This window comes from Deinococcus frigens DSM 12807 (genome assembly GCF_000701425.1).
In the GTDB taxonomy this organism is placed as follows: domain Bacteria; phylum Deinococcota; class Deinococci; order Deinococcales; family Deinococcaceae; genus Deinococcus; species Deinococcus frigens.
The window spans coordinates 71,069-97,021 of record NZ_JNIW01000009.1 but is presented as its reverse complement, the minus strand read 5'-3'; the positions used below and the strand labels follow the sequence as shown (position 1 = coordinate 97,021).

At 65.3% G+C, this 25,953-nt stretch carries 24 protein-coding genes; 9 read left to right on the top strand and 15 right to left on the bottom strand.

What is annotated here, in order from left to right:
* From Q322_RS0105320 to Q322_RS0105305, 4 genes are all read right to left on the bottom strand, one after another.
* Window positions 1-905, bottom strand: a 905-nt coding sequence (locus tag Q322_RS0105320) for a transposase (protein WP_034417663.1), incomplete at its 3' end; no start/stop codon positions are given.
* Window positions 906-941: 36 nt separating this feature from the next.
* Window positions 942-2,573 (bottom strand): ISL3 family transposase, encoded by a 1,632-nt coding sequence (locus Q322_RS0105315; RefSeq protein ID WP_084147808.1) that lies wholly within the window; start codon window positions 2,571-2,573, stop codon window positions 942-944.
* Window positions 2,574-2,974: 401 nt separating this feature from the next.
* Complete coding sequence (locus Q322_RS0105310; protein WP_051668247.1) at window positions 2,975-3,556, bottom strand: PIN domain-containing protein; 582 nt, start codon at window positions 3,554-3,556, stop codon at window positions 2,975-2,977.
* A gap of 2 nt (window positions 3,557-3,558) precedes the next feature.
* On the bottom strand, window positions 3,559-3,981 hold the full coding sequence (locus Q322_RS0105305; RefSeq protein WP_051668245.1) for a helix-turn-helix domain-containing protein: 423 nt from the start codon (window positions 3,979-3,981) through the stop codon (window positions 3,559-3,561).
* Between the two features lie 113 nt (window positions 3,982-4,094).
* Between Q322_RS0105305 and Q322_RS22245 the strand changes: the two genes are divergently transcribed.
* Window positions 4,095-4,805: an IS6 family transposase gene (locus tag Q322_RS22245; RefSeq protein WP_084147814.1), complete on the top strand. Its 711-nt coding sequence runs from the start codon at window positions 4,095-4,097 to the stop codon at window positions 4,803-4,805.
* Window positions 4,806-5,169: 364 nt separating this feature from the next.
* Here the strand turns inward: Q322_RS22245 and Q322_RS0105295 are convergent, their stop codons facing one another.
* On the bottom strand, window positions 5,170-5,868 hold the full coding sequence (locus Q322_RS0105295; RefSeq protein WP_029476655.1) for a gamma-glutamyl-gamma-aminobutyrate hydrolase family protein: 699 nt from the start codon (window positions 5,866-5,868) through the stop codon (window positions 5,170-5,172).
* Between the two features lie 127 nt (window positions 5,869-5,995).
* On the opposite strand from Q322_RS0105295, the gene Q322_RS0105290 reads away from it, so the two are divergent.
* From Q322_RS0105290 to Q322_RS0105280, 3 genes are all read left to right on the top strand, one after another.
* Window positions 5,996-7,396: an argininosuccinate lyase gene (locus tag Q322_RS0105290; protein WP_029476653.1), complete on the top strand. Its 1,401-nt coding sequence runs from the start codon at window positions 5,996-5,998 to the stop codon at window positions 7,394-7,396.
* A gap of 53 nt (window positions 7,397-7,449) precedes the next feature.
* Window positions 7,450-7,617 (top strand): hypothetical protein, encoded by a 168-nt coding sequence (locus Q322_RS23105; protein WP_156952896.1) that lies wholly within the window; start codon window positions 7,450-7,452, stop codon window positions 7,615-7,617.
* Between the two features lie 139 nt (window positions 7,618-7,756).
* A complete protein-coding gene (locus Q322_RS0105280; RefSeq protein ID WP_029476651.1) occupies window positions 7,757-9,010 on the top strand; it encodes an extracellular solute-binding protein in 1,254 nt (417 codons plus the stop codon).
* A 48-nt stretch (window positions 9,011-9,058) separates the two neighbouring features.
* Here the strand turns inward: Q322_RS0105280 and Q322_RS0105275 are convergent, their stop codons facing one another.
* Window positions 9,059-9,922 carry a site-specific integrase gene (locus tag Q322_RS0105275; RefSeq protein ID WP_029476649.1) on the bottom strand — a complete coding sequence of 288 codons (864 nt, stop codon included), beginning with the start codon at window positions 9,920-9,922 and terminating at the stop codon, window positions 9,059-9,061.
* A 383-nt stretch (window positions 9,923-10,305) separates the two neighbouring features.
* On the opposite strand from Q322_RS0105275, the gene Q322_RS0105270 reads away from it, so the two are divergent.
* The 4 genes from Q322_RS0105270 to Q322_RS0105255 all read left to right on the top strand — a co-directional run bounded on the left by Q322_RS0105270 (window position 10,306) and on the right by Q322_RS0105255 (window position 14,604).
* Window positions 10,306-11,427 carry a substrate-binding domain-containing protein gene (locus Q322_RS0105270; RefSeq protein WP_029476647.1) on the top strand — a complete coding sequence of 374 codons (1,122 nt, stop codon included), beginning with the start codon at window positions 10,306-10,308 and terminating at the stop codon, window positions 11,425-11,427.
* A 38-nt stretch (window positions 11,428-11,465) separates the two neighbouring features.
* Entirely contained in the window at window positions 11,466-12,227 is a 762-nt protein-coding gene (gene modA, locus Q322_RS0105265; protein ID WP_029476646.1) for a molybdate ABC transporter substrate-binding protein, read from the top strand.
* A gap of 148 nt (window positions 12,228-12,375) precedes the next feature.
* A complete protein-coding gene (locus Q322_RS0105260) occupies window positions 12,376-13,215 on the top strand; it encodes an ABC transporter permease (RefSeq protein WP_084147807.1) in 840 nt (279 codons plus the stop codon).
* Between the two features lie 228 nt (window positions 13,216-13,443).
* Window positions 13,444-14,604 (top strand): acyl-CoA dehydrogenase family protein, encoded by a 1,161-nt coding sequence (locus tag Q322_RS0105255; RefSeq protein WP_029476642.1) that lies wholly within the window; start codon window positions 13,444-13,446, stop codon window positions 14,602-14,604.
* Window positions 14,605-14,704: 100 nt separating this feature from the next.
* Here Q322_RS0105255 and Q322_RS0105250 read toward each other — a convergent pair whose 3' ends face one another.
* Window positions 14,705-15,442, bottom strand: coding sequence for a sugar phosphate isomerase/epimerase family protein (locus Q322_RS0105250; RefSeq protein WP_029476641.1), 738 nt, complete (start codon window positions 15,440-15,442; stop codon window positions 14,705-14,707).
* Window positions 15,443-15,650: 208 nt separating this feature from the next.
* Between Q322_RS0105250 and Q322_RS0105245 the strand changes: the two genes are divergently transcribed.
* Window positions 15,651-16,766, top strand: coding sequence for a Gfo/Idh/MocA family protein (locus Q322_RS0105245; protein ID WP_029476639.1), 1,116 nt, complete (start codon window positions 15,651-15,653; stop codon window positions 16,764-16,766).
* 230 nt (window positions 16,767-16,996) lie between these two features.
* Here the strand turns inward: Q322_RS0105245 and Q322_RS21580 are convergent, their stop codons facing one another.
* The 8 genes from Q322_RS21580 to rfbF form a co-directional block, all read right to left on the bottom strand.
* On the bottom strand, window positions 16,997-17,650 hold the full coding sequence (locus Q322_RS21580) for a class I SAM-dependent methyltransferase (RefSeq protein ID WP_162176588.1): 654 nt from the start codon (window positions 17,648-17,650) through the stop codon (window positions 16,997-16,999).
* A gap of 150 nt (window positions 17,651-17,800) precedes the next feature.
* Window positions 17,801-19,732, bottom strand: a complete 1,932-nt coding sequence (locus Q322_RS0105235; RefSeq protein ID WP_084147805.1) for an apiosidase-like domain-containing protein — start codon at window positions 19,730-19,732, stop codon at window positions 17,801-17,803.
* 233 nt (window positions 19,733-19,965) lie between these two features.
* Window positions 19,966-20,925, bottom strand: a complete 960-nt coding sequence (locus tag Q322_RS0105230) for a glycosyltransferase (RefSeq protein WP_051668237.1) — start codon at window positions 20,923-20,925, stop codon at window positions 19,966-19,968.
* A complete protein-coding gene (locus Q322_RS0105225; protein WP_245593147.1) occupies window positions 20,922-22,280 on the bottom strand; it encodes an NAD(P)H-dependent oxidoreductase in 1,359 nt (452 codons plus the stop codon). Before Q322_RS0105225 ends, Q322_RS0105230 begins: the two co-directional genes overlap by 4 nt.
* Window positions 22,235-22,789, bottom strand: a complete 555-nt coding sequence (gene rfbC, locus Q322_RS0105220; RefSeq protein ID WP_029476630.1) for a dTDP-4-dehydrorhamnose 3,5-epimerase — start codon at window positions 22,787-22,789, stop codon at window positions 22,235-22,237. Before rfbC ends, Q322_RS0105225 begins: the two co-directional genes overlap by 46 nt.
* The gene (locus tag Q322_RS0105215; protein WP_029476628.1) at window positions 22,786-23,853 is read right to left on the bottom strand and encodes an NAD-dependent epimerase/dehydratase family protein; all 1,068 of its coding nucleotides are present in this window, start codon (window positions 23,851-23,853) and stop codon (window positions 22,786-22,788) included. Before Q322_RS0105215 ends, rfbC begins: the two co-directional genes overlap by 4 nt.
* Window positions 23,850-25,118, bottom strand: a complete 1,269-nt coding sequence (lhgO, locus tag Q322_RS0105210) for an L-2-hydroxyglutarate oxidase (RefSeq protein WP_245593146.1) — start codon at window positions 25,116-25,118, stop codon at window positions 23,850-23,852. The genes Q322_RS0105215 and lhgO overlap by 4 nt, the downstream gene beginning before the upstream one ends.
* Window positions 25,115-25,885 carry a glucose-1-phosphate cytidylyltransferase gene (gene rfbF / locus Q322_RS0105205; protein WP_029476626.1) on the bottom strand — a complete coding sequence of 257 codons (771 nt, stop codon included), beginning with the start codon at window positions 25,883-25,885 and terminating at the stop codon, window positions 25,115-25,117. The genes lhgO and rfbF overlap by 4 nt, the downstream gene beginning before the upstream one ends.
* Between the last annotated feature and the right edge of the window lie 68 nt (window positions 25,886-25,953).

The following is a 25,953-nucleotide window of genomic DNA, read 5'->3' as shown; positions in this document are numbered from 1 at the left end:
AAAACCAGCAGGATCCAGCGATCCAGCCCCACGACAGTTCGCAACGCGAACTGTTCCAGGCCGAACTGATGCTTCCCCTCCTTGAAAAAGGATTCTTCGTTCCACCGCTCTTTGCCCTCCTGGGTCACCTCGTCTCCTTCCATCAGTTCTGAAGACACCGCATGAAATGTTCGATCTCTACGGTCGAAGCGGCCCAACGTCAGCGTCTCATACGGCCAATTCTTCAGTTCAACATAACCGCCGTGTGGGCACTCAGAGACGGTCACTTCCCCTGGATGCAGGGTGCGCCGAGTGGTACGGACACCCACCACGAACTCAAAACCAAGCTGCCGGACCTCATCGAGAAACACTGCTGCTTCAAAACCGCTGTCAGCCAGCACCCGGATGCGAAACCGGGAACGGATGGAGTGAGGAACAGTGCGAAGCATCTCGCGCGCCAATGTTGTGGGTGTGGGCGTGCTTTTCCCCTTGTACACCCGGTAGGCCACCGGGAACTTCACGTCCCGGTACTGAGCGAAGAGAACCACCAGATGAATGCCGTGGACCTCGCCCTCGACGCGTACGAAAGGCAGCGTGCTGCCTTTCTTCTCCACGCTGGTCAGATCGACACTGAGCCGAAGGAGCGGGCGATGTTTCCCCTTGGCTGCCAACCGCCAGCAGTCCCATTGGGCTTGCTCCAGCAGTGTCCAGCACGCCTCCGTATCCCAGGAATACTCGTTCAGGAGGCGACTGAGCGCACTCTTGCTGACCAATTCAGCGCGGTGGAGTGCCGTCTTGGTCGCCGTGTCCAGGAACATGAAGAGCGCAGCCCCCAGGCTGCGCTGCTGGTACGACGTCGTGGGCACGGCCAGGAACTGGTCTGCCAGAATGCGGACGCGCTCCCCCGGAATCTGTGACTTTGACATTCTCAGATTCTCCCGGCTGGGAGCGCTTCTCCGTCGTTATTCAGGTGCAACTTCTGAGTCAAAGCCTGCCCGGCCATACATCTGCCGCTTGATGGTCTTTAGCCGGTTGACTGCTCCTTCTGTCGGGCCGTTGCTGTAAGGAAGGGTCAGCGCTGAGAGCAGCGCTGACCCTTCTCGCTGAAGACCTTTAGCAAAATTAATCAGGTCGGTCAGGCCACTGGCCTGAACCTGCTCGGCCCAGGACGGGTAGCTTTCATCGTGACGGGTGCGAAGCATGGTCCGGAACGAGTGGACGAGTTCCTGGGCCTGGCGAAGTGGCGCACAGGTTTGGAGCCGTCTGATGAGTCCCTGCTGGTCTTCCTCAACGTCTTCAGGAAACGAAAACAGCAGCCAGGACGCTGCTTTCACTGTCAGCGACGATGCTGAGTTGCTTCGTCCAACTTCAGGAAACCGGTTTCTGAGGGCAGACGTTCTGAATGAGCCGGGCGTCGTCGGTGCAGGAACCTCCCGTCGTTCCTGGGCCCACAGAATCACGCGGCGCTTTGAACCCGCATAGCCCGCTTGAACGAGGTCGCGGTACAGCTGGCTGGCATTCCGGCAGCCTGCCTCCCAGCGCTCAGTCAGGATCGTTTGAAACGGCGTGAGGATCCCAGCGGGCCGGGCATGCCGCCGCCGACTGACCTGTCCCCGGCACCGAATGGCCCAGTGAACAGTCGCCCGGTGGACGCCCGTCGCTCTGACGATGGCCGCGATACTGTGCCCCCGCTGAAATTGGGCGTACAGCTCGGCATATTGCGCTTGTTTCTGCACCGTGACGTCCTGACTCGATTGTTCAGCTGAGTGGGGGCAAAGGGGGAGCACGGTGTGCTCCCCCTCCAGGGCGAGCGCCAGCTTCATCTCCTTCTGATGCCGCTGAACCTGGCGTTCCAGCGCTTCCCGAAGGTTCTTGACCAGATGCCAGCGGTCCAGGACCTGCTGGGCCTGGGGCGCACCCTCATTCAGTCCCCGAGCATATTCGGTGGACCGGTCCCGCGTCGCCAGCTCAAGCTCAGGATGGTCCCGGAGCCAGTGGGCCAGTGTCGTGGCCGTCCGATCAGGGAGAACTTCGACCGGCTGACCGGTCTCCAGGTCAATGATCAGCGTGCCGTAAAGCGAACCACGCTTGAAGGCAAAATCGTCGACACCGATGTACTTGAGGGGCTTTACCCGTGGCACAGGGGTCATGCGACGCATGACCCGCAGGTACGTGGTGCGAGAACGGTCAATGCCCCAGGTTCGCCCGATACGCCGACCGACGCTCGCCCCGCTCTGAAGCGCTGTTCCTTGAAGGGTACCGGTGAGCCGCTGAGTCATCCGTGCCGACCGCAGCGCAACGCCGTCGAGGCGCTCACAAAACACCTGTCGGGGACAGGTACGTTCTCGACAGCGAAACCGCCGGACACAGAGTTGAAGTTGAACACCCTGACCAAAGCACGGCAAGTCGGCCAGCGTTCTCGGGTAGTGGCTGTGAAGGCTGGTGGACACCGTCTGGCAGCAGGGACATGCCGGCTGGCCCCCAGAAGTTCTGGCAGAAACGATCAGATGCTGATCGTTTCCCCGCGAGATGGAGAGGATGGTCAGTGCGCTGTCTGGAAAGAGCGCTGCGGAAAGCGGCTCGAGATCAATCATCCCTCATAACATCACGGGCAGACGAGGATGCACCAAAAGCGTGCAAGAACCACTAAACCCTTGCAATTTCAAACCACACCGCGTAGCCGTCGCCCTGTACTGTCCATTCCCGAATCCCCTCCCACTCAGACGTGGGAACCGTAGGGGGCATCTCTGGTTCACCTTCGGCGTACCAGAGGTGGGCGCGGCGTGGCTTCGTCCCACGGTCCTCGTCGAGGACAAGCAGCACGAGGGTCACTGCATAGTGTTCAAATGGAGTTCGGCGTGGTAGTCCAACGACCATGGAAATGCACTGTACTGTCTCCAGGCACCGTGGCCTCTGCCGACGACGCGATATGCGCGCGGTTCAGGTACCCACCTGAAGTTTTTTCCGTTTCCATCTGACACCTGCCAGGGCGGAACTAACCCGCAGGCTGACCGTCCACCGCTTCGACCTCTTCTCGCAGCAGCATGGCCGTTTGAGGCATCTGGAGTTTTTCCAGTGCTGTGGCGATGTCCTCCAGGTCCATAGGCGGCGCTTTCAGCGAGGCCACGAGTCTTCCGAGTGCCAGTCGAAAGCCGTCTGGCGATTCCGTCCACAGGCGAGGCAGCAGCGCATCTAGGTGCAGCGGGACGATGACGTGTTCATCCAGCACCCCCGGTGGGAAGTCCTTCAGGTTGAATGTCACCAGCACGTTGGCCCTGGCCTGCACAGCAGCAGCCAGGACGTGGCGATCCGCCGCATCAGGCAGGGAGAGTTCGGGGATCAGCCCCTGGTAGTCAGTGACCTGGGCTTGGGGGAAGGCGGCGTCCATCCGTGCCTGGGTCCGGGCGATTGCTGTCTCGGCGTATCCAGCATCGTCTACCAGATGCCGTTTCCACTCGCGCTGCACCTCGGCAGACCAGTGAACCTGACAGACACCTTCCACCGCCAGTCTCAGGAGCAGGTCACGCAGCAACGCCATGTACAGCACATTGGCATCCAGAAAGAGTCTGGGCGGCAAGTTCAGTACAGCCCGGCAGCCTGTTCTTCCGCCGTGATCTCGTCAAGCAGGGCGTGCTGCCGTTCGCGCTCAGCTTGATGGCGCAGCACGTCCGCCAGGGCGAGGCGGCGGTGTGTACCCACCATGCGGTAGGGGAGGGTGCCGCCGCCCAGCAGGGTGTTGATCAGGTGCGGGCGGCTGATGCCCAGGAGTTCAGCAGCTTCAGCCGTACTGAGTTCGCGTTTGCTAGTCAGGAGGGTCACTCCGTGGCCCTCGCCAAACTCCTTGAGACTGGCCTTGAGCAATTCCACCAGAACAGGTGAGGCTTCCAGGGGCGGCTGACCGGGCAGGTTGATTAGCACGGACGCACCCTGTTCAAGCTGCTGGGCCAGTGCCTGAAGCTGACCCTGTTCAGCGGGTTTGGGTTCAAACACGGAGGCAGTCATATCCAAATCTTATCATAAAAGCAATAAGCGAAAATAGGAAAGTAAGATGCATTCGGCACGCTGCCTTCCCGGCACAGGGTTATGGCAAGTTGTTTTGGTAGGGTGACGCGGTGCTGAGCGGTCAGAAGCTTCCCGGCTACCGGTTCCCCCTCGCTGTGATCGGCTATGCCGTGTGGCTCTATCACCGGTTCACGCTGAGCTACCGAGATGTTGAAGAACTCCTGTTGGAACGGGGTGTATGCGTGACTCGTGAATCCATCCGCACGTGGTGCATCAAGTTCAGTGATCAGCTTGCCCAGGGCCTCCGCCACCGGGAACCCCGAGGGGGTTCCCGGTGGCATCTCGACGAAATGCACGTGGACGTGGGCGGCATTACTCATTGGTTGTGGCGGGCGGTCGATGGAAACGGCGTAGTCCTGGACGTTCTCCTTCAGCGATACCGTGACACTGAGGCGGCCAAGTCCTTCTTCGGCCGGCTGCTGGGCGAACATGACGTCCCAGTCACCGTCCATACCGACAAGCTCTGGAGCTATGGTGCAGCCATTCGCGAGCTTCCCGTGCTCCACAGCGTGGAGCACGTCCAGGTCGTGTCCACGGCTCGCTGCAATAACCTGATTGAGCAATCCCATCGCCCCACACGACGACAGGAGCGCCAGCAACGCGGGTTCAGGTCTCGAAGACGAGCACAAGGGTTTCTCGATCTGCACGCTCGCATCACGAACCTTCATCACCCAGCCCGCTCCACCGTTCGCGCTCATCGCCGTCGTCATCACCAGAAACGGGCGTTCCACCTCTGGCGCGAGGTGGTGCAGCAAGCGGCCTGAACTTCAGGCCGCCTCCGTTTCTGAGACTCCTCCACTTCCCTGCTGCCAATAACTTGCCACAACCGCATGCCCCTCAACCTCCTTCCTTTTGTAGGCAATCTTCCTAAATCCGGGTAGATGTACTCTCAATCCCACAATGAGTGCGTCTGAGAAAAGTTTGAAGATTTTATGAGAGTCTGGACGGGCCTGGCGCTGCCGATAGGATGCGGACGGCACATGCTTTCGAAGCAGCGTTTGGACCTCAGAAGCCGCTTCGCCCGGGTGGCAGCCCGGTCAGTGGTGGCCCAGTCAGTAGAAAGTAACGTCATTAGCATGGCGCGGGAAGTTGAACCAGATCACCGATGGAAAAGAGTTCCGGCAGGGCCTACTCCAGCAGCCGCATCAGCGCCGTGAACGTCCCCAGCGCGTGTGGGTGCCGCTGGAACAGCACCTCCGGGTGCCACTGCACGCCGATCACGCCGTCACCCTCCACCGCCTCCACAATGCCGTCCGGGGCCACGGCGGTGACCTGCAACGTCGGCGCAACCGCGTCAATCGCCTGATGGTGCGAGGAATTGACCAGTGCCTGCTCGCCGTGGGTCTGCGCCAGCAGGCTGCCCGGCGTGAAGGTCACCTCGTGGCCCAGGGTGTCGGCGTGGACGCGCTGGGCGTGGTCGGCCCAGGCGTCCGGCACATCGGGCAGATGCTGGTGCAGGGTTCCGCCCTCCAGCACGTTGATCATCTGGATGCCCCGGCAGATGCCCAGCACCGGCTTGCCCAGCTCGCGGGCCGCGCGGTACAGCGCCGTCTCAAAGGCGTCGCGGGCCTCGTCCACCTCACCCAGTCCGCGCCGGGGATGCTGCCCGAAATGGCGGGGATGCACGTCCACGCCGCCGGTCAGCAGCACGGCGTCCACCCGGGCGGCGTACCCGGCGGCCAGCTCAGGCAGGTTGGGCAGCAGCATGGGCAGGCCGCCCACCCGTTCCACCGCTTCCGAATAGCGCCGGGGCAGGCCGTGGTGCGTGCGTGGGGCGGCGTCCGCGAGATGCGAGGTGGTCAGGCCGATCAGGGGACGCGCGGGCATAGGCCTCAGGATAGTGGCTGGGCGGGAGCGCCGGGTGGAATGACCTCCAGTTAGATGCCGTCAGATCGATGCCGTCCGGCCCGGATGTGCTTGACTACCGCCATGATCCTCCCCCCGGAGAGTGCGCATGTGGCATGACACCTACCTGCGGACCGTGCTGCGGCCCGATTACGACTACGCCAGCGAACACCTGCTGCCCCACCTGTTCGACGCGCTGACCGCCCACGCCGAGATGCTGGCGTCAGTGGGCGTGGCGCACGCGGACGAGGCGGCGCGGCTGCTGCGGGAGATGCGCGCCGAGGCGTTTCCGCCCTACGATCCCCTGATCGAGGATGTGTTCTTCACACTGGACCGCCGGCTGGCCGGACTGCGTGCGGAGGCGGCGGGGGCGCTGCGAACTGCGCTGTCGCGCAACGATCTCGATATGACCATCTACCGCCTCAGCGCTCGCCAGCGCCTGATGCGCGCCATGTGGCGGGTGCTCAAGCTGCGCCGCGCCGTGCTGGACCTGGCCGGGCGTGAGGTGGACACGGTGATGGTGGCCTACACGCATCATCAACCCGCCCAGCCCACCACCCTGGCCCACTACCTCAGCGCGCTGGAAAACGTGCTGGCGCGCGACACGGCCCGCATGTTCGGCGCTCTGTCGCGGGTCAACCTCTGCCCGATGGGCGCGGTGGCGCTGGGCGGCACGTCGTTTCCGATTGACCGCGAGTTCACGGCGCGGCGGCTGGCTTTTGACCGGCCCATCGAGAACACCTACGACGCCGTCAGCGCCAGCGACTGGCAGGTGGAGCTGGCGGGCGTGATCACCACGGCCTCCACCACCCTGTCGCGCGCCGTGCATGACCTGCTGCTGTGGGCCTCGCGCGGGTTGATCGGCCTGGAGGACGGGCTGGTGCAGGGCAGCAGCGTGATGCCGCAAAAGCGCAATCCGGTGGCGCTGGAACACGCCCGCACCAAGTTCAGCAAGGCGATTGGCGGCGCGCAGAGCGTGATTCTCAGTTGTCACAACGTGCCGTTCGGCGACATCAACGATCCTGGCCCCGACATGCAGCCGCCCCTGAACGGCATGTGGCAGGACTTCCGCGAGGGGGCCGAACTCCTGACCGTCTCGCTGGGCAATCCCCGCGTGGACCGCGAGGGCTGGCTGCGTGAGGCGTGCAGCGGCGAATCGGTGGTGACCGAGCTGGCCGACGCCCTGGCCCGGCAGCAGGGGCGGGGGTTTCGGGAGGCGCACGCCTGCGTGAAAACCGTGCTGGAGCATCTGCACGCCCAGGGCCGCCCGCTGGCCTCGCTGCGTGCGGCTGATCTGCAAGCCCTGAATCTCGATCTCTCCGAAAGCGAGCTGCGCGCCGCGTTGGACCCCGCCGCCTTCGTCGCGCGTCGCACCACCTACGGCGGCCCGGCCCCCGCCTTGATGCGGCCCGCGCTGGAGGCCGCCTGCGAACGCCTGGAGGCGGACTTCAATGAACACTCGGTCCAGACGGCCCGTTTCGTGGACTCGCGGACGCGGCTGGAGACCTGAGGCACCGCAGTGATCAAGCCTTTAACTTGACCCATGGGGGCGCGGCCCGTCCTATGATCCAGACTCGAATAGAGCTGGGCAGCCAGTCCTTCACCGTGCGGGCTGCCCTGACACCACCACTGAGCAACATCAGCCAGAGCGGGCTGGCATGGGCCTCGTTCTCATGGGGCGGCAAGCAGGCGCTGCCCTACCTGTGGCCGCGCGTGACCCTGGGCAAGTAGGATGCGGGCCGGGCTAGGGCAGGCAAAAGGTATCCGATGGCCCAAAATTGCCAGCCGACCACCTTTTCAAGTCACCGCCCGCCGTATAGTTTAAATTCTCAAGCATGTCTCATTTCAGCGCTATCCTCCAAGGAGTCCCATGAAAAAGCTGCTCACGCTGGCCCTGACTGTTTCTGCCGCCGCCTTCGCCACCGCCTCGGCTGCCCCCGTCACCCTGACCTACTGGCAGTATGACTACGCCAGCAAGGTCAGCACCATGAACGAGCTGATTAAGAAGTTCGAGGCGGCCAATCCCGACATCACCATCAAGCAGGAGACCTTCCCTTACGACGCCTACAACCAGAAGGTGGCCTCCAGCGTTCCGGCGGGCCAGGGGCCGGACGTGGTCAACCTGTATTACGGCTGGCTGCCGCAGTACGTGGACAGCGGCTACCTGCTGCCGCTGCCCGCCAAGGACTTTCCCACCGCCAAGATCGAGAGCGACTTTGTGCCGATGGTCAAGACCAGCAAGATCGGCGGGCAGTACTACACCCTGCCCATCTCGGTGCGGACGCTGGCGGTGTTTTACAACAAAGACCTGTTCAAGGCCGCGCGCATTACGCCGCCGCGCACCTGGGAGGACTTTATCGCCGCTGGCGAAAAGATCGTCAAGGGTGCGCCGCCGCGCTTCACCACGTTGGGCTTCGGCATTCAGCCCGACGGCCAGGACTACCACATGGTCCGCGAGGTGCTGGTGCGGCAGTTCGGCGGTAGCCCCTATAGCAAGGACGGCAAGACCGCCACCTACGACTCGGACGCCGGGCGCAAGGCACTGGCCTTTTACACGGACCTGGCCACGAAATACAAGCTGGGCGTGCCCAACTTCTTTCCCGGGAACAACAGTTACCGCGACGCTTTCATCGCGGGCAAGGTGGGCATGATCATCGACGGCTCGTTTGCCATCAACACCATCAAAAGCGGGGCCAAGTTCGATTGGGGCGTTATTCCCATGCCCGTGTTCAAGGCCAACCCGGAGGTCCGCAGCAACTTCGGCTCGTACTGGGTCAACGGCATTACCAAGAATGCCAAGGGCGAGAAGCTCGACGCCGCCGTAAAATTCCTGAAATTCCTGACCAGCGAAGCCACCCAGCGCATCTGGCTGGACTCGGTGGGCGAGATTCCGGCGAGCCGCAAACTGGCGGGCGATCCGGCGCTGCGCAAGGACCCGGTGTTCGGCGCGTTCGTGGGATCGCTGCCCTTCGCCCATTCCACCCTGTTCGTGGACGAGGCGGGGCAGCGCAAGGCCTGGGTGGACGCGATCAACACCGTGCTGCTCAAGGGCACCAAGCCCGCCGACGCGATCAAGCAGGCCGCCACCGACGAGCAGAAGATTCTCAACGGCTACTACAAGTAAGCGGAGTTGCTGCCGTGCGCCGCCCCTGGAGGTTCCGGGGGCGGCGTCTTATTTGTTCCGCTTGCGTTCGGCCAGGGCTGTCGCGTGCCGCAGCGCCCGCCCGTAGGCCTGCGGGTTGCTGAAGCCAGAGCCGGGGGGAGCCTGTGGATAGTCCCGCAGCGACGCCAGCCGCAATTCACGTGGCCCGGCAGCAGGGGAGAGGTTGACCGCCTGGCAGGTCTTCCACAACTGCAAGCGCAGATCGTCGGCGTTTTTGAAGGCGAAGACGCGCTGCCCCTTGACCGGGGCGTGCAGTGGACCGCCCGCGCGGGCCAGCAAAGGCCCCAGCGCCCGCAGGCTTTCCGGACGCAGCGCCGTGACCGTGCGGGCGCGCATCAGCTCAGCGCGGCTGAAGTCCAGGGCGCTCCAGCGCAGGGCCAGCAACTCGGTCAACTGAAAGGCCTGCTGGTAGATCAGCGTCAGGGCGGCGAATAACTCTTCATCCCTGGCCCCGGCCTCGGCCAGCAGGCGTTCTATCTCGGCGACTCCGGGCAGCGGTGCCTGACTGTGCTCCGGCGGCGGCATCGGGCAGCCGTGAGCCGGATTGTCGGAGATCAGTCCCAGCTCGATCACCACGTCGTAGAGCTGCTTGAGGGTGGCATACCGGGCACGGATGGTGTTGGCCCGCGCCACTCCTCCGGTCTGTGTCACCCGGAATGGCGTCTGGAGCCAGGCGTGGAAATCGGCAGGTGGCCGTAGCAGATCCAAGTCCTGCAACTGCGCCGCCTCGAACACGGGCCGCAGATTGGCGCGCAACTGGGCAACGGGCCGGTGTAGCTCCTCACGCAGCATTCCTATGACCTGCTCCAGATTGAGGATGCGGAAAGCCTGGACCAGCTTCATGGCGCGCTCGTCGTCAGGATGGACCGTCATCCCTTCTTCTACCATAAAATTATCGGATTGTATATGACTACTGCTATCGGTGGTGCAGGTCAGATAGATAATTGGTGGTGTGCATTCATTCATTGATTTTCGGGTATTCAACGGCCTGGCGCAGAAATATCAGGGCCACACCAAACAACTAATTATTCCACCATCAAGCTTTTGCTCGTGCATATGCCTTGCTCCAGACAAGGAACAGAGCAGACGCGAGGCGGAATTACGAGCAGTAACAATACAGCAGGGAAATCCCGAGTAATCATATACAATCCGATAATAGGGTTATAAAAGTTTGGTGTCTAACGTGACCAGCGCTTCGCACAATCACAATAGTTAACGACAGTTGACGTTTTGACTCCTGTAGTTTACGCTGGGCTATGTTGCCGACGGCGGGCACTCTCCAAACTCTTGTCCAGCAACGCCGCAAGGATGCTGGTCTGGGGCCAACCGAACTGGCCCGCCGGGCCGGCATTACCCGTCAGGCACTGCACAAGATCGAGGCCGGGATCTCGGCCCCCACCACCGTGGTGGCGCTCAGGCTGGCGCAGGCGCTGCGCTGCGGTCTTGACGAGTTGTTCCGCCTGGCTCCGTCTGAAGTTCACGCCCAACTGATCGGCGTGGCCCAACCGGGGGGGCGCGTGCAACTGGCGCAGGTAGGGGAGACCTTGCTGGCCATTCCGCTGCATGGCCCGGCTGGGCTGAGCCACCGTGCGGACGGAATGATCGCCGCGCAACTCGAACACGGGGTCAAGGTGGATTTGAGCGGCGATCTGGATCTCGCCGGGCGCACCGCCGTCCTGATCGGCTGCGATCCGTCGCTGGATCTGTTGGCCGCCCACACCCGGACGGCCTTTTCAGACCTGCGGGTGATCACGCGCCCGGCGTCCAGTCAGGTAGCGCTGGCCGGAGTAGCTGCCGGAGAGGCCCATCTGGCGGGCATCCACTTGTGGGACACACAGAGCGGCGAGTCCAATCTGCCGTTCGTGCGGCGCATGCGGCTGGGCCAGCCGGTCCATGTCATCGCACTGTGGACCTGGGAACAGGGCCTGATGATGGCGGCGGGCAATCCCAGGAAGATCGGGGGGATAGACGACCTTCGTGGCCATAGCCTGCGCCTGATCAACCGTGATCCCGGCGCGGGCAGCCGCCTGATGCTGGACGGCTGGCTAAGTGCGGCAGGCTTCTCGGCAGCACAGTGCGCGGCGCTGCCCGGCTATCTGGACGAGGTGGATTCCCCGCTGGAGGCCGCGCGGCGGGTGCAGTCGGGGGCGGCGGATGTGGCTCCCGGTCCCCGCGTGGCCGCGCAGGCGCTTGGCCTGCATTTCGTGCCGCTGCAACGCGAACACTTCGATCTGATCGTGCCCGAGTCCCACCTGAACCATCCGGCAGTCCGGGCGCTGCTGCACACGGCGTGCACTCCCGCCTTCCTGCTGGAACTGGCCACCCTGGGCGGTTACGACGCGGCGCAGGTGGGGCAACTGCGGGGCATCGTGCCATGAAATCCAGCCCACCCACCTCAACACATCCGGGGTCCATTTTGAAGACGAAACTGCTGATCTCCACCCTCCTTCTGGGCCTGGGCAATGCCAGCGCGGTCAGCCTGACGGTGTTCGCCGCCGCCTCACTCACCGACGCCTTCGCCGAAATGGGGAGAGCCTTCGACGCGAAAACCGGGAACACCACCACCTTTCAGTTTGCCGGATCGCAGGCACTCCGCACGCAACTGGACAACGGTGCGCGGGCCGACGTGTACGCCAGCGCCAACAACGCGCAGTTCAGTCCGCTGGTCAAGTCGGGGCTGGTGACAGGCGGTCAGCCGTTTCTGAGCAACCGGCTGGCTGTGATTGCGCCAAAGAACAACGCCAAAGTGCAGACGCTGGCGGATCTGGGCAAACCCGGAGTCAAGCTGGTGATCGCCGATAAGGTTGTCCCGGTGGGCACCTATACCCGGCAGATGCTGACGGCCATCGACAAATCGGGGGCTTACGGCAGGGACTTCTCGGACCGTTTCTTGAACAACGTGGTCAGCGAGGAACCGAACGTGCGTCAGGTGGCCCTCAAGGTGCAACTGGGCGAGGCGGACGCCGCCGTGGTGTACAGCTCGGACGTGACGCCCGCCCTGCGGCACAGCGTGCGCGTGATGACGCTGCCCACCCGTTTCAACCAGAGCGCGAGCTATCCCATCGGGACGCTCAAGAACTCCGCCAACCCCGAGGCGGCACAGGCGTTCGTGAAGTTCGTGCTGTCGGGCGAGGGGCAGGCCATCCTCAAGAAATGGGGCTTTCTCAAACCCCGGTAGCGGGTGTTGCCCAGCACCCCTCGCTCTCAACCCTATGGAGTTCCATGCAGAGCGGCACCCACACTTTTCTTGAAACCAGGCTCGATGAGCCGCGCGTCTGCCGAGCGACAGTCCTCCGGGAGCCTGCCCTGAGCAAAGGCTCTGCGAAGTGACCGCCAGGCCTACCCCCAGCCATGAACCTACAGGGCCGTCTTCCCGGCCCAGGTGGCGGGGCGTCCCTGTTGTTCCGCTGGCGCTGAGCGCCCTGCTGGTGCTGTTTTTAGTCCTGCCGGTGCAGGCGCTGCTGCTGCGCGGCCTCAGCGCCCAGTTTTTCCCCACCCTGCTGAGGCCGGTGGTACTGGACACCCTGCGGATCAGCCTGCTGACCACTGGCTGCACCATGCTTCTGACCGTGCTGCTGGGCACGCCAGTGGCCTGGCTGCTGGCCCGCTACGACTTTCCCGGTAAGACTGTGCTGGACACCCTGCTGGACCTGCCCATCGTGCTGCCGCCGGTGGTGGCGGGAGTGGGGCTGTTGCTGGCCTTTGGACGGAGCGGCCTGCTGGGCGCGCCGCTGGAACTGGCGGGCATCAGCGTGGCTTTCTCGCCCGCAGCGGTGGTCATGGCGCAACTGTTCGTGGCGGCCCCCTTTTACCTGCGGACCGCCAAAGCGGGCTTCATGGCGGTGGACCGCGATGTGGAGGACGCTGCCCGCACCGACGGCGCGGACCGCTGGACCGTCTTCCGGTTCATCACCTGGCCACTGGCCGCAGCATTTTTGCTGGAGGGGCTGGTGCTGACCTGGGCGCGGGCGCTGGGCGAATTCGGGGCCACCATCCTGTTCGCCGGATCGCTTCAGGGCAAGACCCGGACCATCACGCTGGCCATCTATTCCGCGCTGGAATCCGATCTGGCCCCGGCGCTGGTGCTGTCGGCAGTGATGGTGCTGGTGGCCTTTACAGTACTGGCCGTGGTGAGGAGGCTGGGCAGCGCCCACACCTGGCGGTAGAGGAGAGCAGGGGAGGGTGCCACACGGGTCTTGAGACTCCAAACGACTGGGGAAAGAAAATCCGGCAGGAGGTTCACAAGCGGACCACCTTCACGGCCACAGCAGAAGATGGGACGTCAGGCTGACCCCCGCGAACTGGCGCAGTCCTTGCCGTCCTGTCCCGGCAGCCTGTGAAAGAATGCTGGCACACTTGCACCCCGCTTCTCCGACTCCCCACCGAGGTTTTTGATGATCGATGAATTCGCTGTCCATGAACTGCTGACCCCCGACGAACGGCTGGTGCGCGAGAGCGTGCGCGCCTACTGCGACGCCGAACTGCTGCCCCACATCGCCGGGTGGTGGGACGACGGCGAATTGCCCGTGAAAGACGTGATGCACGGCTTTGGCCAGATGGGCCTGCTGGGGCCGACGACACCCGAAGAGTACGGCGGCGCGGGTCTGAGTTACAGCGGTTACGGCGCGATGATGTACGAGCTGGAGCGGGTGGACAGCGGCCTGCGCAGCGCCGCCAGCGTGCAGGGCAGCCTGGTAATGTATCCGATTTTCACCTTCGGCAGCGACGAGCAAAAGCAGAAGTGGCTGCCCGGGCTGGCCTCCGGCGAGCTGATCGGCTGCTTTGGCCTGACCGAACCCGACGGCGGGTCGGACCCCGGCGCAATGCGGACGCGGGCACGCCTGGACGGGGGCGAATACGTCCTGAACGGCAACAAGATGTGGATCACCAACAGCCCCGAGGCCGACGTGGCGGTGGTGTGGGCCAAGGACGAGGAGGGCATGATCCGGGGCTTTATCGTGCCCACCGACAGCCCGGGCTTCAGCGCCCCGCAAATCAAGCGCAAGATGAGCCTGCGCGCCAGCGTGACCGGCGAGATCGTGCTGGAGGACTGCCGCATTCCGGCAGCCAACCTGCTGCCCGGCAGCCAGGGCCTGAAGAGTCCGCTGTCGTGCCTGACCAGCGCCCGTTTCGGCATCGCCTGGGGCGCGATGGGCGCGCTGGAGGCGGTGTTACAGACTGCGCTGGACTACACGACGGACCGCACCACCTTCGGTAAACCTATTGCCTCGCGGCAACTGGTGCAGGACAAGCTGGTGCGTATGGCCACGGACCACAGCACCGGCATGCTGCTGGCGTGGCGGCTGGGCACCCTCAAGGACGCCGGGCACATGAATTTCGCGCAGGTCAGTTACGCCAAGCGCAACAATGTGCGGGTGGCCCTCCAGGGCGCACGCCTGGCCCGCGAGATGCTGGGCGGCAACGGCATCACCACCGAGTACCCGGTGATCCGCCACATGCTGAACCTGGAAACGGTGGACACCTACGAGGGCACCCACGACATCCACACCCTGATCGTGGGCCGTCACCTGACCGGGCAGGGCGCGCTGGAGTGAAGTGGGTCAAACCGTCTAAACGTCTATCCGCAGAAGATTGTCCTTTGCTCCTGCGGTGAGGTGTTCAGACCTTTTGACGTTTAGATCCGTTGCAAGAAGCTCATTTTCCCAGACTGCCAAGGAACGCCAGGCTGGTCCGCAGGCTGTTCAGCCCGTCGGCCTGGTCCTGCTCGTAGAAGACCGACGCGCCCGCTGGCACGGCGTCCAGAATGGCGGCGAGCGGCACCTCGCCCGCACCCAGTTCCACCGTGCGCCAGCCGTCGTTCTCGCGGCGCAGGTCCTTGAGGTGCACCAGGGGCACACGGTCGGCGTAGCGCTGGAGATAGTCCACCGGGTCCTGGCCGCCCGCATAGACCCAGGCGGTGTCCAGCTCCAGGCCCAGGCTGGGGGCGCGCTCCATCAGCAGATCGAGAACCGGTTGCCCGTCCAGCGTCTCGCTCAGCTCGTGGTTATGGTTGTGGTAACTGAGGCTGATGCCCTCTCCGGCCAGCCGTTGCGACAACCCTTCGAGCTGTTCGGCCAGCGTCACCCACTCCTGCCCCTCACCCTTGAACCAGGGATAGACCGCGCGCGTCACGCCGACGCCATGCAGGAAGGCGATCTGCCCATCCGTGTCCGTCTCCCACGCCTCACCGCCGATGTGGGCGGCGGTGGCCGTCAACCCGCGTTCGGCCAGGGCGGCGCGCAGGCCAGGGCCGTCCAGACCGCCGTATTCCCCGGCCAGCTCGACCTCGGTGACACCGCTGGCGGCCACGGCGTCCAGGGTACCCGGAAAATCCTGAGCCAGTTGCTCGCGCAGGGTGTACAGTTGCAGGCCGACGGAAACGCGCTGGGTCATGGGAACCTCGTGGAAGAAAGGGGGAACGTTCTCGCTAGAATCGGGCGGCGGAAGGCAGGGACGAAACTGTGGCGGCGCTCTTTCCGGCCCAGAGTCTACGGCCCGGCGAGGCTGTCTTGTCACATTCACGCCCCTATGCTCCCTGTGCTGCCCATCATGCCATCCTGACCGTCCACAACTCTCGCCTACCTCTCAGGAGGACCCCAGCATGACCCACAGCATCGGCATTATCGGCACCGGCAACATCAGCAGCGCGTACCTGAAGATCGCCCGCGAGCTGGGGGTGTTCCGGGTAGCGGCCATCACCGATCTGGACCCGGCGCGTGCCCAGGCGCAGGCCAGCGCCTACGGCTGCCGCGCGGTGGGCCTGGACGAACTGCTCGCGGACCCCCAGATCGTGGCGGTGGTCAACCTGACGCCGCCCGCCGCGCACGCCGCGACGTCACTGGCCGCCTTAAACGCGGGCAAGCACGTCTACAGCGAAAAACCGCTGGCGACCACGCGCCAGGACGGGCTGGCCATCCTGGCGGCGGCGCGGGAACGGGGCCTGCGGGTGGGCTGCGCCCCCGATACCTTTCTGGGCGCGGGGCTGCAAACTGCCCGCGAGGTGCTGGACGCGGGCCGGATTGGCCGCCCGGTGGCCGCCACCGCCTTCATGCTGAGCAACGGGCCGGAGGGCTGGCACCCCGATCCCGAATTCTTCTACCAGCCCGGCGCAGGGCCACTGTTCGACATGGGGCCGTACTACCTGACCGCGCTGGTGGGCCTGCTGGGCGGCGTCGTCCGCGTGGGCGGCAGCGCAGCCAGGGCGCACACGGAGCGCGTGATCGGCAGCGGGGCGCGGCAGGGTCAGAGCGTCCCGGTCCAGACCCCCACCCACGTCACCGCCCAACTGTCCTTTGATGGGAGCGAGGCCGGGCCGGGAGCCGTCGCTACCTTCATCACCAGTTTTGACGTGCAGGCCAGCGAGTTGCCGCGCATGGAAATCTACGGCACCCAGGGCACCCTGAGCCTGCCCGATCCCAACACCTTCGGCGGCCCGCTGCGGCTGCGCGCGGCAAACAGTGACGCCTGGGAAACCATCGAGCTGATCCGCCCCTTTCAGGACAATGCGCGCGGCATAGGGCTGGCCGATATGCTGAGTGCGGTGGACGGCGGCACCCACCATCGTGCCAGCGGCGAACTGGCCTACCACGTGCTGGACGTGATGCAGACGACGCTGGACGCCGCCGAGGCCGGGCGCACGCTGGAGGTCCAGAGCCCCGCCGAACGCCCCGCCCCGCTGAGCGCCCATCCGGAATGGCTGCCCGCGAGCAAAGTCTGAACGAGTTCTGGAGCATTTGTCCGAATTACAGCACCGGGAGAGAAGACTCACGACGCTTCCGTTCTCTCCTACGGAGCTGTTCCAGTCCCAGATACTCGGCGAAATTTACTCACTGTCTTGAGCAGAACAAACTGTTGTCGTGTGACAGCACCCGTATGGGGCTACCCCTCTCCATCAGGACGCTTGCCCGCCTGTTCGGTCAAAAGTGGACAACTCTTTTGACAAACGCTCTAAATCACCTCGTAGATGTGCAGGTAGGCCCAGCCGTTGCCCTGCTTGCCGATACACCGCAGCCCGGCAGCCCCCGCCCAATTGTCCACGGTGCGGGGCAGCACGTATTCCGGCCCGAAGAACTCCTCGCCCACCATGATCCGGCCCCCGGGCCGCAGCACCCTGACGCACTCCCGCAGGGCCTCCACCGGCGCAGGCACCTCGGTTAGGACCGAGATCAACACCGCCGCGTCCATGCTGGCCGCCAGGATCGGCAGCGCCAAGAGATCGCCGTGCAGGAGCGTCACGTTGGGCAGCCCAGCGGTCCGGGCCGCCGTCTGGGCCAGGTAGCGGGCCTCGATGTCCAGCGCCGTCAGGTGGGCACAGCGCCCGGCCAGTGCGGGCGTGAATAGACCCGATCCGCAGCCGACCTCCAGCACATGATCGCTGGAACGCAGGCCGCAGGCCCCAGCCAGCCGCACGGGATCGCGGTAACGCCGCCGCCAGGGGTTCTCCAGCAGCCACGCCCAGCCGTAGGGAATGGGCCTGGGCTTGCTCCTCACCCACAGCCGCAGCCCCAATTGGGCAATGGTGAAGGCGGCCAAGCCGACCAGCGCCAGGGCGACACCGCCAGTTCGTCTGGAGGCCCTCCGTGCCGGAACAGGTTGACCCACCGATCTACCTCCTGATTCAAGGGGGACCTGAGACTGGAGCCTCGGTCGGAACTGAAAAAACCGCCCTCTCAGGCGGCGATGAGAAGAAGATAGCGCAATATGCATGGAGCGTCAACCCCATGCACCGGATGGTAGTCAGATGAGGCGTCCTCAGCGCTTGCGGCCAACTGGCGGAAATTGCCGCGCAGCGTCGTCGAGCACCAGAATCCAGTCGCTGCCGCGCCCCCTGGACGGCGGCGTGAACGTCACAGGACCCTTGCGGCCCACCTGGCCGAGGGCTGTCGTCTGACCGGTGCGCGGGTTGTACCACGCCGCCACCGTTTCCTTGCCGGGCAGGCGCTCGGGGCGCAGCGCAACCGGCTTGCCGAGGACCGTGTAGACCAGGGCATAGCCATCGCCGCGCACGGCCACGATCCGCCCATCGTCGTCGTAGACCTGGGTGACCAGGGTGGAGTCCGGGACGCGGCTCAGAGCAGGGCGGGCCTCAAGCAGGGTCCGCAGGTGCCGCATCTGGGCGGCCCCCGCCGCGTTCAGGCCCTCGGTCCAGGGCATCTGCGGACCGTTGATTCCCTTGCGGCCCTTCTCGAACATCTGCCAGACCGAATGATGGCCGTAGCTGGCCCCAAAGGCACCGGAAAAAACGCTCCAGTACGCCACGTTGCGGACATCGGTGGCGTCGGAGTAGCCCTGCTTGCCCGGATCGAAGCACACCGGGTGGTCCTCGTAGATGGGTTCGGCGTTCAGCACCGGCTTGGGCAGCTTCTCGGCGCGCGTCTGGCCGATCTTTTCCCAGACCCGTTGCCTGCGGCAGTGGCCGGTCTGCCAGGTGTTGAAATCCAGCCACGCCTCTGCGTGAAACCACTGCGCCGAGCCAAAGGGCATGGCCGGGTGGTAGCTGATCAGCGCCTTCTCGGGACTGCCCGCGCCGTCCTCCAGGCCGCCCGCCATCGCCCGCCAGATCTCGCGCTGCTCGGGCTTTTCCGGGTTGCGGTCGCCGCCCAGCATCCAGATCACCGGGGCGTTGCGGTAGCGCTGCCCCAGGAAACGCCCGTAAGCCCGCGCCGTGGCCGGGGTGAACAGCGGCTCGTCGTTGACCCACTCGCCCCAGGTCGGCAGCAACGTGACATACATGCCGCGCGCCGCCGCCTGGTCAATCACATAGTCCAGATGGTCCCAGTAGTCGTACTCGTCGGCCTTCTTGGGATCGCTGCCCGGCGTGGTGGCTGGGCGGGCCGGGTCGCCGTCCTTGAACGGCAGATCGCCGGAGGCGTTGGGCACCGTGGGGCCGCCCAGCTCGGCCAGCGCCACCGTCTGGATGACCGTGAAGCCTTGACGCTGGCGGGTGTCCAGGTAGCGGATGACCTCGGCGCGGTCCAGACGGTGGGGCAGTTCCCAGGCGGTATCGGCCAGGTACAGGAAGGGCGAGCCGTCGGCGTGGACCAGGCTGTGACCATCTTTGGAGACGGCCAGCCGATTGGTGCCAGCCGGGCGCGCCACCCGCTCGATCTTCCAGCCGCTGGCGCAGGCAGAAGCGCCCGCCGCAACACGGCCCATCCCCACGGCGCTGCCGCCCTGATTGGGGGCGCTGAGGACCTCCAGCGCCAGCTCAGGGGCGTGGGCCGGGCGCAGGCGAAAGGTGCCGTCTCCGACCTTCTCGGTCAGCCACTGCTGGTTGACACCGCCGGTGCCACTCCACTGGATGACCGGCGTTCCCGGCGATTTACCGCCATTGTCCACGTCCAGCAACTTGCCGCTGTGCAGCGCGCTCAGGCGGTAGCGGCCCGCGCTGATCTCCTGCACGTTCCACTGCTGGTTGGCGGCGGCGGCGTAGGGCCAGACGATGGCCCGCGCGCCGTTCTGGACGCCTGCACTTTCCACGTCCAGCGCCAGCCCGGCACACGCGTTCCTGAGCGTGTACACCCCGCCGTCGGCAAATGGCTGCGGTGTGGACTGGGCCGCGCTGGCTGGGGCCAGGGCGCTGAGGGCGGCACTCAGCGTCAGCGCGCCCACAGCCACCACGAGTGCTGCCCTGCTGGGAAGCGCAGCCGCGCCGCCTCCCATTTTTGCTTCGGTCAACTTCATCCGGGGCAGCTTGTCACAGCAAAGCTGACCCACCGTGAAGGACAGTGCGGTCCCAGCGTCATCTGGCGGCGGCCCAGGCGGGATTGCCCTGACCCACAGCTCGGCTGGAGACTGGACCACCAGGGCTTCCCACCGTCATGGACAGACGCCAGAACTGGCACAGCTCTGGAATGCACGGCAGTGTCCTGTACCGAAACTGCGCCAGTGTGTGGCGGCAGCCCCAGAATTCAAGCTCAGCGCTTTGACCCGCCGATCTGGCGCACCTCTGGCCTCTCACCAGCCACGCCCCGCAGGCCGTCCCGCACCGCCCACCAGCGCAGGCGGGCGCGCCGCAGCCCATCGGGTTCCAGGGCCAGTTCGCGCAGCGCGGAGCGGGGCTGGGAGGCCAGATAATGCAGGGTGGTGGGCCAGCCCAGGCGGCGGCGGCGGAAGGTGAGCAGCGCGTTGCGGGTGTCGTAGTACACGCGCCAGCCAGGCCGCCAGTACCGCGCGCGCGCGCGACCGACGCCCAGCAGGCGCTGGAGTTTGATCTCACCGGCCTCATGGTCAATCACGCTGTCCGGCACCAATCGGGCGCGCAGTCCCGCCTGCTGGACGCGCAGGCTGTATTCCCAGTCGAACATGTCGATGAAGTACTCGGCGTAGGGCAGGCCCACCCGCTCGATCACCGCGCGCGAGATCAGCGGCCCGATAAAGGCAAACAACTGCACCTCATGTCCGGCCTCAAGCGTGGCCGGATCGGGTTCCATCAGACCACCGGGCTGCCACTGGGCCACACCGTACATTTTGCCCTGCGCCGAGCACTGCCACGGCACCAGCACGTCCGCCGCCGTGTCCGTGTCCGGGTCCGCCCCCGCCGCCAGCAACCGCTCCAGCGCGTCCGGGCGCGGGCAGGCATCGTCGTCCATCAGCCACAGCCAGTCGAAGCCCGCGCTGTAGGCCTGCGCCATCCCTGCTGCGAAGCCCCCCGCCGCGCCCAGGTTGGGCGACAGGACCAGCACCCGCACGTCCGGGTACTCGCGGGCCAGCATCTCGGCGGTGCCGTCGCTGCTGGCATTGTCCACTACCAGAATCTGGTCCGGGGGGCGAGTCTGCCCCAGCAGACAGGCCAGGCACCCTCGCAGCAGGGCTTGGCGGTTGTAGGTCAGGATCACCGCGCAGACGGTGGGGGCTTGATCGGCGAGAGAGGTCATACCGATATGACCTGTCCCGATCCGATCTGGTCCGCGAAGAGGGCGTCCTGCTCGGCGCGCAGGCGCACCGCCACGCGCCCCTCAGGCAGGGTCACGTCGTCATACGTCAGCACCGCGTCTTTAGGCACATCCCAGCGCAGCACGGAGCCCTCGGCCAGTCCCATCGGCAGCAGACGCTGCTCGCGGGTGATGGCCGCCGTCTCGCACTGCCCGTAACTGAGGTAACCGCCCAGCGCGTCCACCGTGTCCCCGGCGCGCAAATCGGTCTTGGCGGTGGTCACCACTTCCACGGTGGGCGCACCCAGGGGTTGCAGCGCCGCATCCCCGAACAGCACCGCGCGGGCCACCGTGAGCGGCACCTCGAAGTGGCATAGGTGGTACGGCGTGTAAAAGCTGTAGAGCGGCCCCTCGCCCAGCTTGTAGAGGTTAAGGTAGTGGCGCTGTTTGGGATCGTCGTGCGTGGCGAGCACGAACACCCCCGGCCCCGGCCTGCTGCCCACGGTGTAATCCACCACGCCGCCCAGGGCGCGCAGGGCCTCCACGTCGTACATCCGGGTCAGTTCATCCACATGGCCCGCGAAGTCCGCGCCGCGCATGCCGCGTTTCTCGATGCTCATGCCGGTGCCGTTGGCGACGATGGCCTGCTCGAAGGAGATCTTGGTGCCGTCCGCGAACGAGGTCACCATGTACGGGTTCTGGCCCCACTTCTCGGCAAAGGACTGCTGGGTGGTGGGCGTGCGGTAGGGGTCCTGCAAGCCCTTGATGTTGCCGCACACCAGCGGTGTCAGGCCGATGGATTTCACGAAGCGGTACAGGTTCATCTGCACGCCCGGCTGATCCCCGTCGGCGGCGGTCAGGATCACGCCTGCCGCGTCGGCCTTGCGGCGCAGCAGTGGCCCCACCGTGGCGTCCAGCTCGGCGTTCATGCTGATCAGGTGCTTGCCGTGGGCAATGGCTTCCAGCGTGACCCAGGCCCCGAATTCCACGTCGCCGGTCACGTCGATCAGGGCGTCGATGCCCCCACAGGCGCACAGCAGCGCTGCGTCCTCGGTCACGGCAGGTGTTCCGGCGCGCACAGCGTCTTCCAGCGCGTTCAAGCTGTCCACCGTCACCGGCTCCTGCCCCGCTTCCTGATAGGCGCGCACGGCCCCGGCCAGATGGCGGTTCGAGACGGCCACCAGCCGCATCCCCGGCACCGAGTTGATGATCTGGTTGGCGACGCCCCGGCCCATGAATCCGGCCCCGATCATGCCCACCCGAATCGGCTTGCCCTGCGCCTCGCGCTTCTCCAGCGCCCGGTCCACGATGATCACGCGCTGACCTCCGGCATGGCGTCGGCCTTCAGCAGCGGCCACGCAGCGTCCTTCTCCGAGATCACACTGACCGGCATGGGCCACTGGATGCCCAGACGCGGATCGTCGTAGCGCAGACCGCGCTCGGAGCCGGGGGTGTAGAACTCGCCCACCTGGTAGCTGACCTCGGCCCCGTCGCTCAGCGCCTGATACCCATGCGCGAACAATTCGGGGACATACAGGGCGCGACGGTTGTCGTCGTTCAATTCCACCGCCACATGCTCCAGATAGGTGTCCGATTCGGGGCGCAGGTCCACGATTACGTCCACAATCGCCCCGCGCGTGCAGCGCACCAGCTTGGTCTCAGCGGCGGGGGCCAGTTGGTAGTGCATCCCGCGCAGCGTCCCGGCCTTGTGGTTGAAGCTGAGGTTGCACTGGGCCACCTGCGGCTTCAAACCATGCGCTTCAAATTCGTTCATGCAGAAGGTACGCGCAAAGCCGCCGCGCTCGTCCTCACGCAACTCCAGATCGATGATGAATGCACCCTTCAGTTTGGTCTCGGTAAAGATCATGCCTGCGCCTCGGTGGTTGCTCCCGTAGATGCGGAGAACGGGTCGGTCCAGTAAAAGTCATTGTCGATCTGCCCGCTCTCCAGCAGGTATTCCAGTTGCTTGAGGCGGGTAAAGCCCCGGCCCTCGAAGGTGTCGCGGCCCAGGTTGATGGAGCCGAACAGCGCCGCGAGCTGCTGCGCCCCGCGCGCGGCGTTCCAATCGCAGCTAAAGCCGGGCAGATCATTGGTGATTTTGTCGAAATTCACGCGGTAGCTGCGGGTGTCCGCGCCCTGTTCGCCGAAGCTGAGAGCGCAGCCGGGGAAGGCGGCGGCCACCTGCTCGGCGATCTCGCGCACGCGGTAGTTCTGCTCGGTGCTGCCCACGTTGAAGGTCTGGTTGTGAACGGCCTCGATGGGCGCGTCCAGCACGCACCCAATGGCGCGGGCGATGTCCAGCGCATGCACCAGCGGACGCCACGGCGTTCCGTCCGAGGTCATGGCGATTTTACCCGTGGTATACGCCAGCCCCGATAGGTTGTTCAGCACGATGTCGAATCTCATGCGCGGGCTGGCCCCGAAGGCGGTGGCGTTGCGCAGGAAGGTAGGCGAGAATTTCGCGTCGGCCAGCGGGCGCAGGTCATTTTCAACCAGCACCTTGCACTCGGCGTAGGCGGTCTGCGGGTTGACCGGCGAGTCCTCGGTCACGAAGTCCGCCCCGCCCACGCCGTACACGCTGCACGACGACATATAGACGAACTTTTGAACGCCCGCCGCCTTGGCCAGTTCGGCCAGCCGCACCGAGCCGTGGTGGTTGATGTCGTAGGTGATGTTGGGCAGCAGTTGCCCCAGCGGATCGTTGGACAGCTCGGCCATGTGGACCACCGCGTCCACGCCGCGCAGGTCTTCCGCCGTGATCTGGCGCAGATCCTTGTTCAGCGTGCGGGCGCTCTGGGTGATGCCTCTGTAGAGCCAGCCTGCCTTGTAATAGCCGGTGTCCAGGCCAATGACCTCGTGGCCCGCCGCCAGCAGTTGCGGGGCCAGCAGGGACCCCAGATAACCTTCAGTGCCCGTGACAAATATCTTCATGGTGTTGCTCCCTGCGGGGCGTGGCCCGGCGCGGCGGTCTGGGGGGTCAGGTGGTCAAAGCCAGGCAGGCGGTCCACGATGGCCTGTCCGATTTCCAGCGACGCGGTGGCCGCCGGGCTGGGGGCGTTGCAGACGTGCAGCGCGCCGGGGCCTTCCACGATTAAAAAGTCGTCCACCAGCGCACCCTGCGGCGTCAGCGCCTGGGCGCGCACCCCGGCCCCCGCCGGAATCACGTCGGCTGCCGTCACTTCAGGAATCAGCGCCTGGAGACTGCGGACAAAGGCCGCCCTGGACACGGAGCGCCACATCTCGGCAGCCCCCTCCTTCAGGTTGCGCCGCGCCAGCTTCTGAAAGCCGGGGTAGCGCAGGGATTCGGCCAGATCGCGCAGGTTGAAGTCGGTCTTGCGGTAGCCCTCGCGCGCGAAGGCCAGCACCGCGTTGGGACCGGCGTGGACCGAGCCGTCGGTCATGCGGGTGAAATGCACGCCCAGGAAGGGAAAATCAGGGTTGGGCACCGGGTAGATCAGATGCTTGACCAGATGGCGTTTGTCGGGGCGCAACTCGTAATACTCGCCCCGGAACGGCACGATCTGGCTCTGCGGGTCCGCCCCGGCCAGCCGCGCGATGCGGTCACTGTGCAGCCCGGCGCAGTTGATCAGAAAGCGGGCGCGCAGCTCTCCCTTGCTGGTGGCGATCCGGTGTTCGCCGCCCGTCCGCTTCAGGCCCGTGACCCGCGTGGCATACCGGACCTCGGTGCCGCCCGCGCGCAGTTCGTCCACCAGCGCCATGCACACGGCGGCGTAATCGGCGATGCCGGTGGCCCGCACCCGCAGGCCCGCCACCGCGCGCACATGCGGCTCGACCTCGCGCACGCCCTCGGGGGTCAGGCGCTCGATCTCCAGACCGTTAAGGCGTCCACGTTCCTCCAGGCGGGCCAATTGCGGCAACTCACTGTTCTTCGTGGCGACGATCAGCTTGCCGCAGCGTTCGTAGGGGACGCCGTGCTGCACGCAGAACTCGGCCATGCTGCGGTTGCCCGCCTGACACAGCCGCGCCTTCATGCTGCCAGGGGCGTAATACACCCCGGCGTGGACCACCCCGGAATTGTGTCCGGTCTGATGCCGCGCGGGGGCGTCTTCCTTGTCCAGCACGGCGGTCCGTGCGCCGGGGTAGCGCTGTTGCAGGCGGTAGGCGGTGGCCAGTCCCACGATGCCGCCGCCGATGACCACGAAGTCGTACAGGTCACGCTCAGAGGAACCGTTCACCAGACCTTCCACGGGGCCTGCCCCGAACGCCACAACTCCTCAAGCAGGTTGCGGTCCCGCAGGGTGTCCATGGGCTGCCAGAATCCGGCGTGGCGATAGGCGGCGAGTTGCCCGGCCCGCGCCAGCTCGCGCAGGGGCTCGGCCTCCCAGGTGGTCCCGTCTCCCTCGATGTAATCGATGGCCTCCGGCTCCAGCACGGAAAAGCCGCCGTTGATCCACGCGCCGTCGCCGTCGGGCTTTTCCTGAAAGCTGCTGACGCCACCCTCCTCATCCACGGTCACGGCCCCAAAACGACCCGGCGGCTGCACCACCGTCATGGTGGCCAGGCGGCCATGCTCACGGTGAAAGGCAATGGTGGCCGCGATGTCCACGTCACTTACCCCGTCGCCGTAGGTCAGGCAAAAGGGGCCACCTTGCAGGTGCTTGCGCACCCGCGCCAGTCGCCCGCCGGTCATGGTGTCCTCGCCGGTGTCGACCAGGGTCACGCACCACGGCTCGGCGCTGCGGCGGTGGTACCTGGCCTCGTTGTTGCGCATGTCGAAGGTCACGTCGGACATGTGCAGGAAGTAGTTGTTGAAATACTCCTTGATCATGTACTGCTTGTAGCCGCACAGCACCACGAAATCGGTGATGCCGTGCGCCGAATACATCTTCAGGATGTGCCACAGGATGGGCCGCCCCCCAATCTCGATCATGGGTTTGGGCCTCACGACGCTCTCCTCGCTGATGCGGGTGCCCAGACCCCCGGCAAAGATAACCGCCTTCACTGTGTACGGGTCCATTGTGTGCGGGTCCATTGTGTGCGGATCCACCGTGTGCGGGTCCGGTCCGGGCC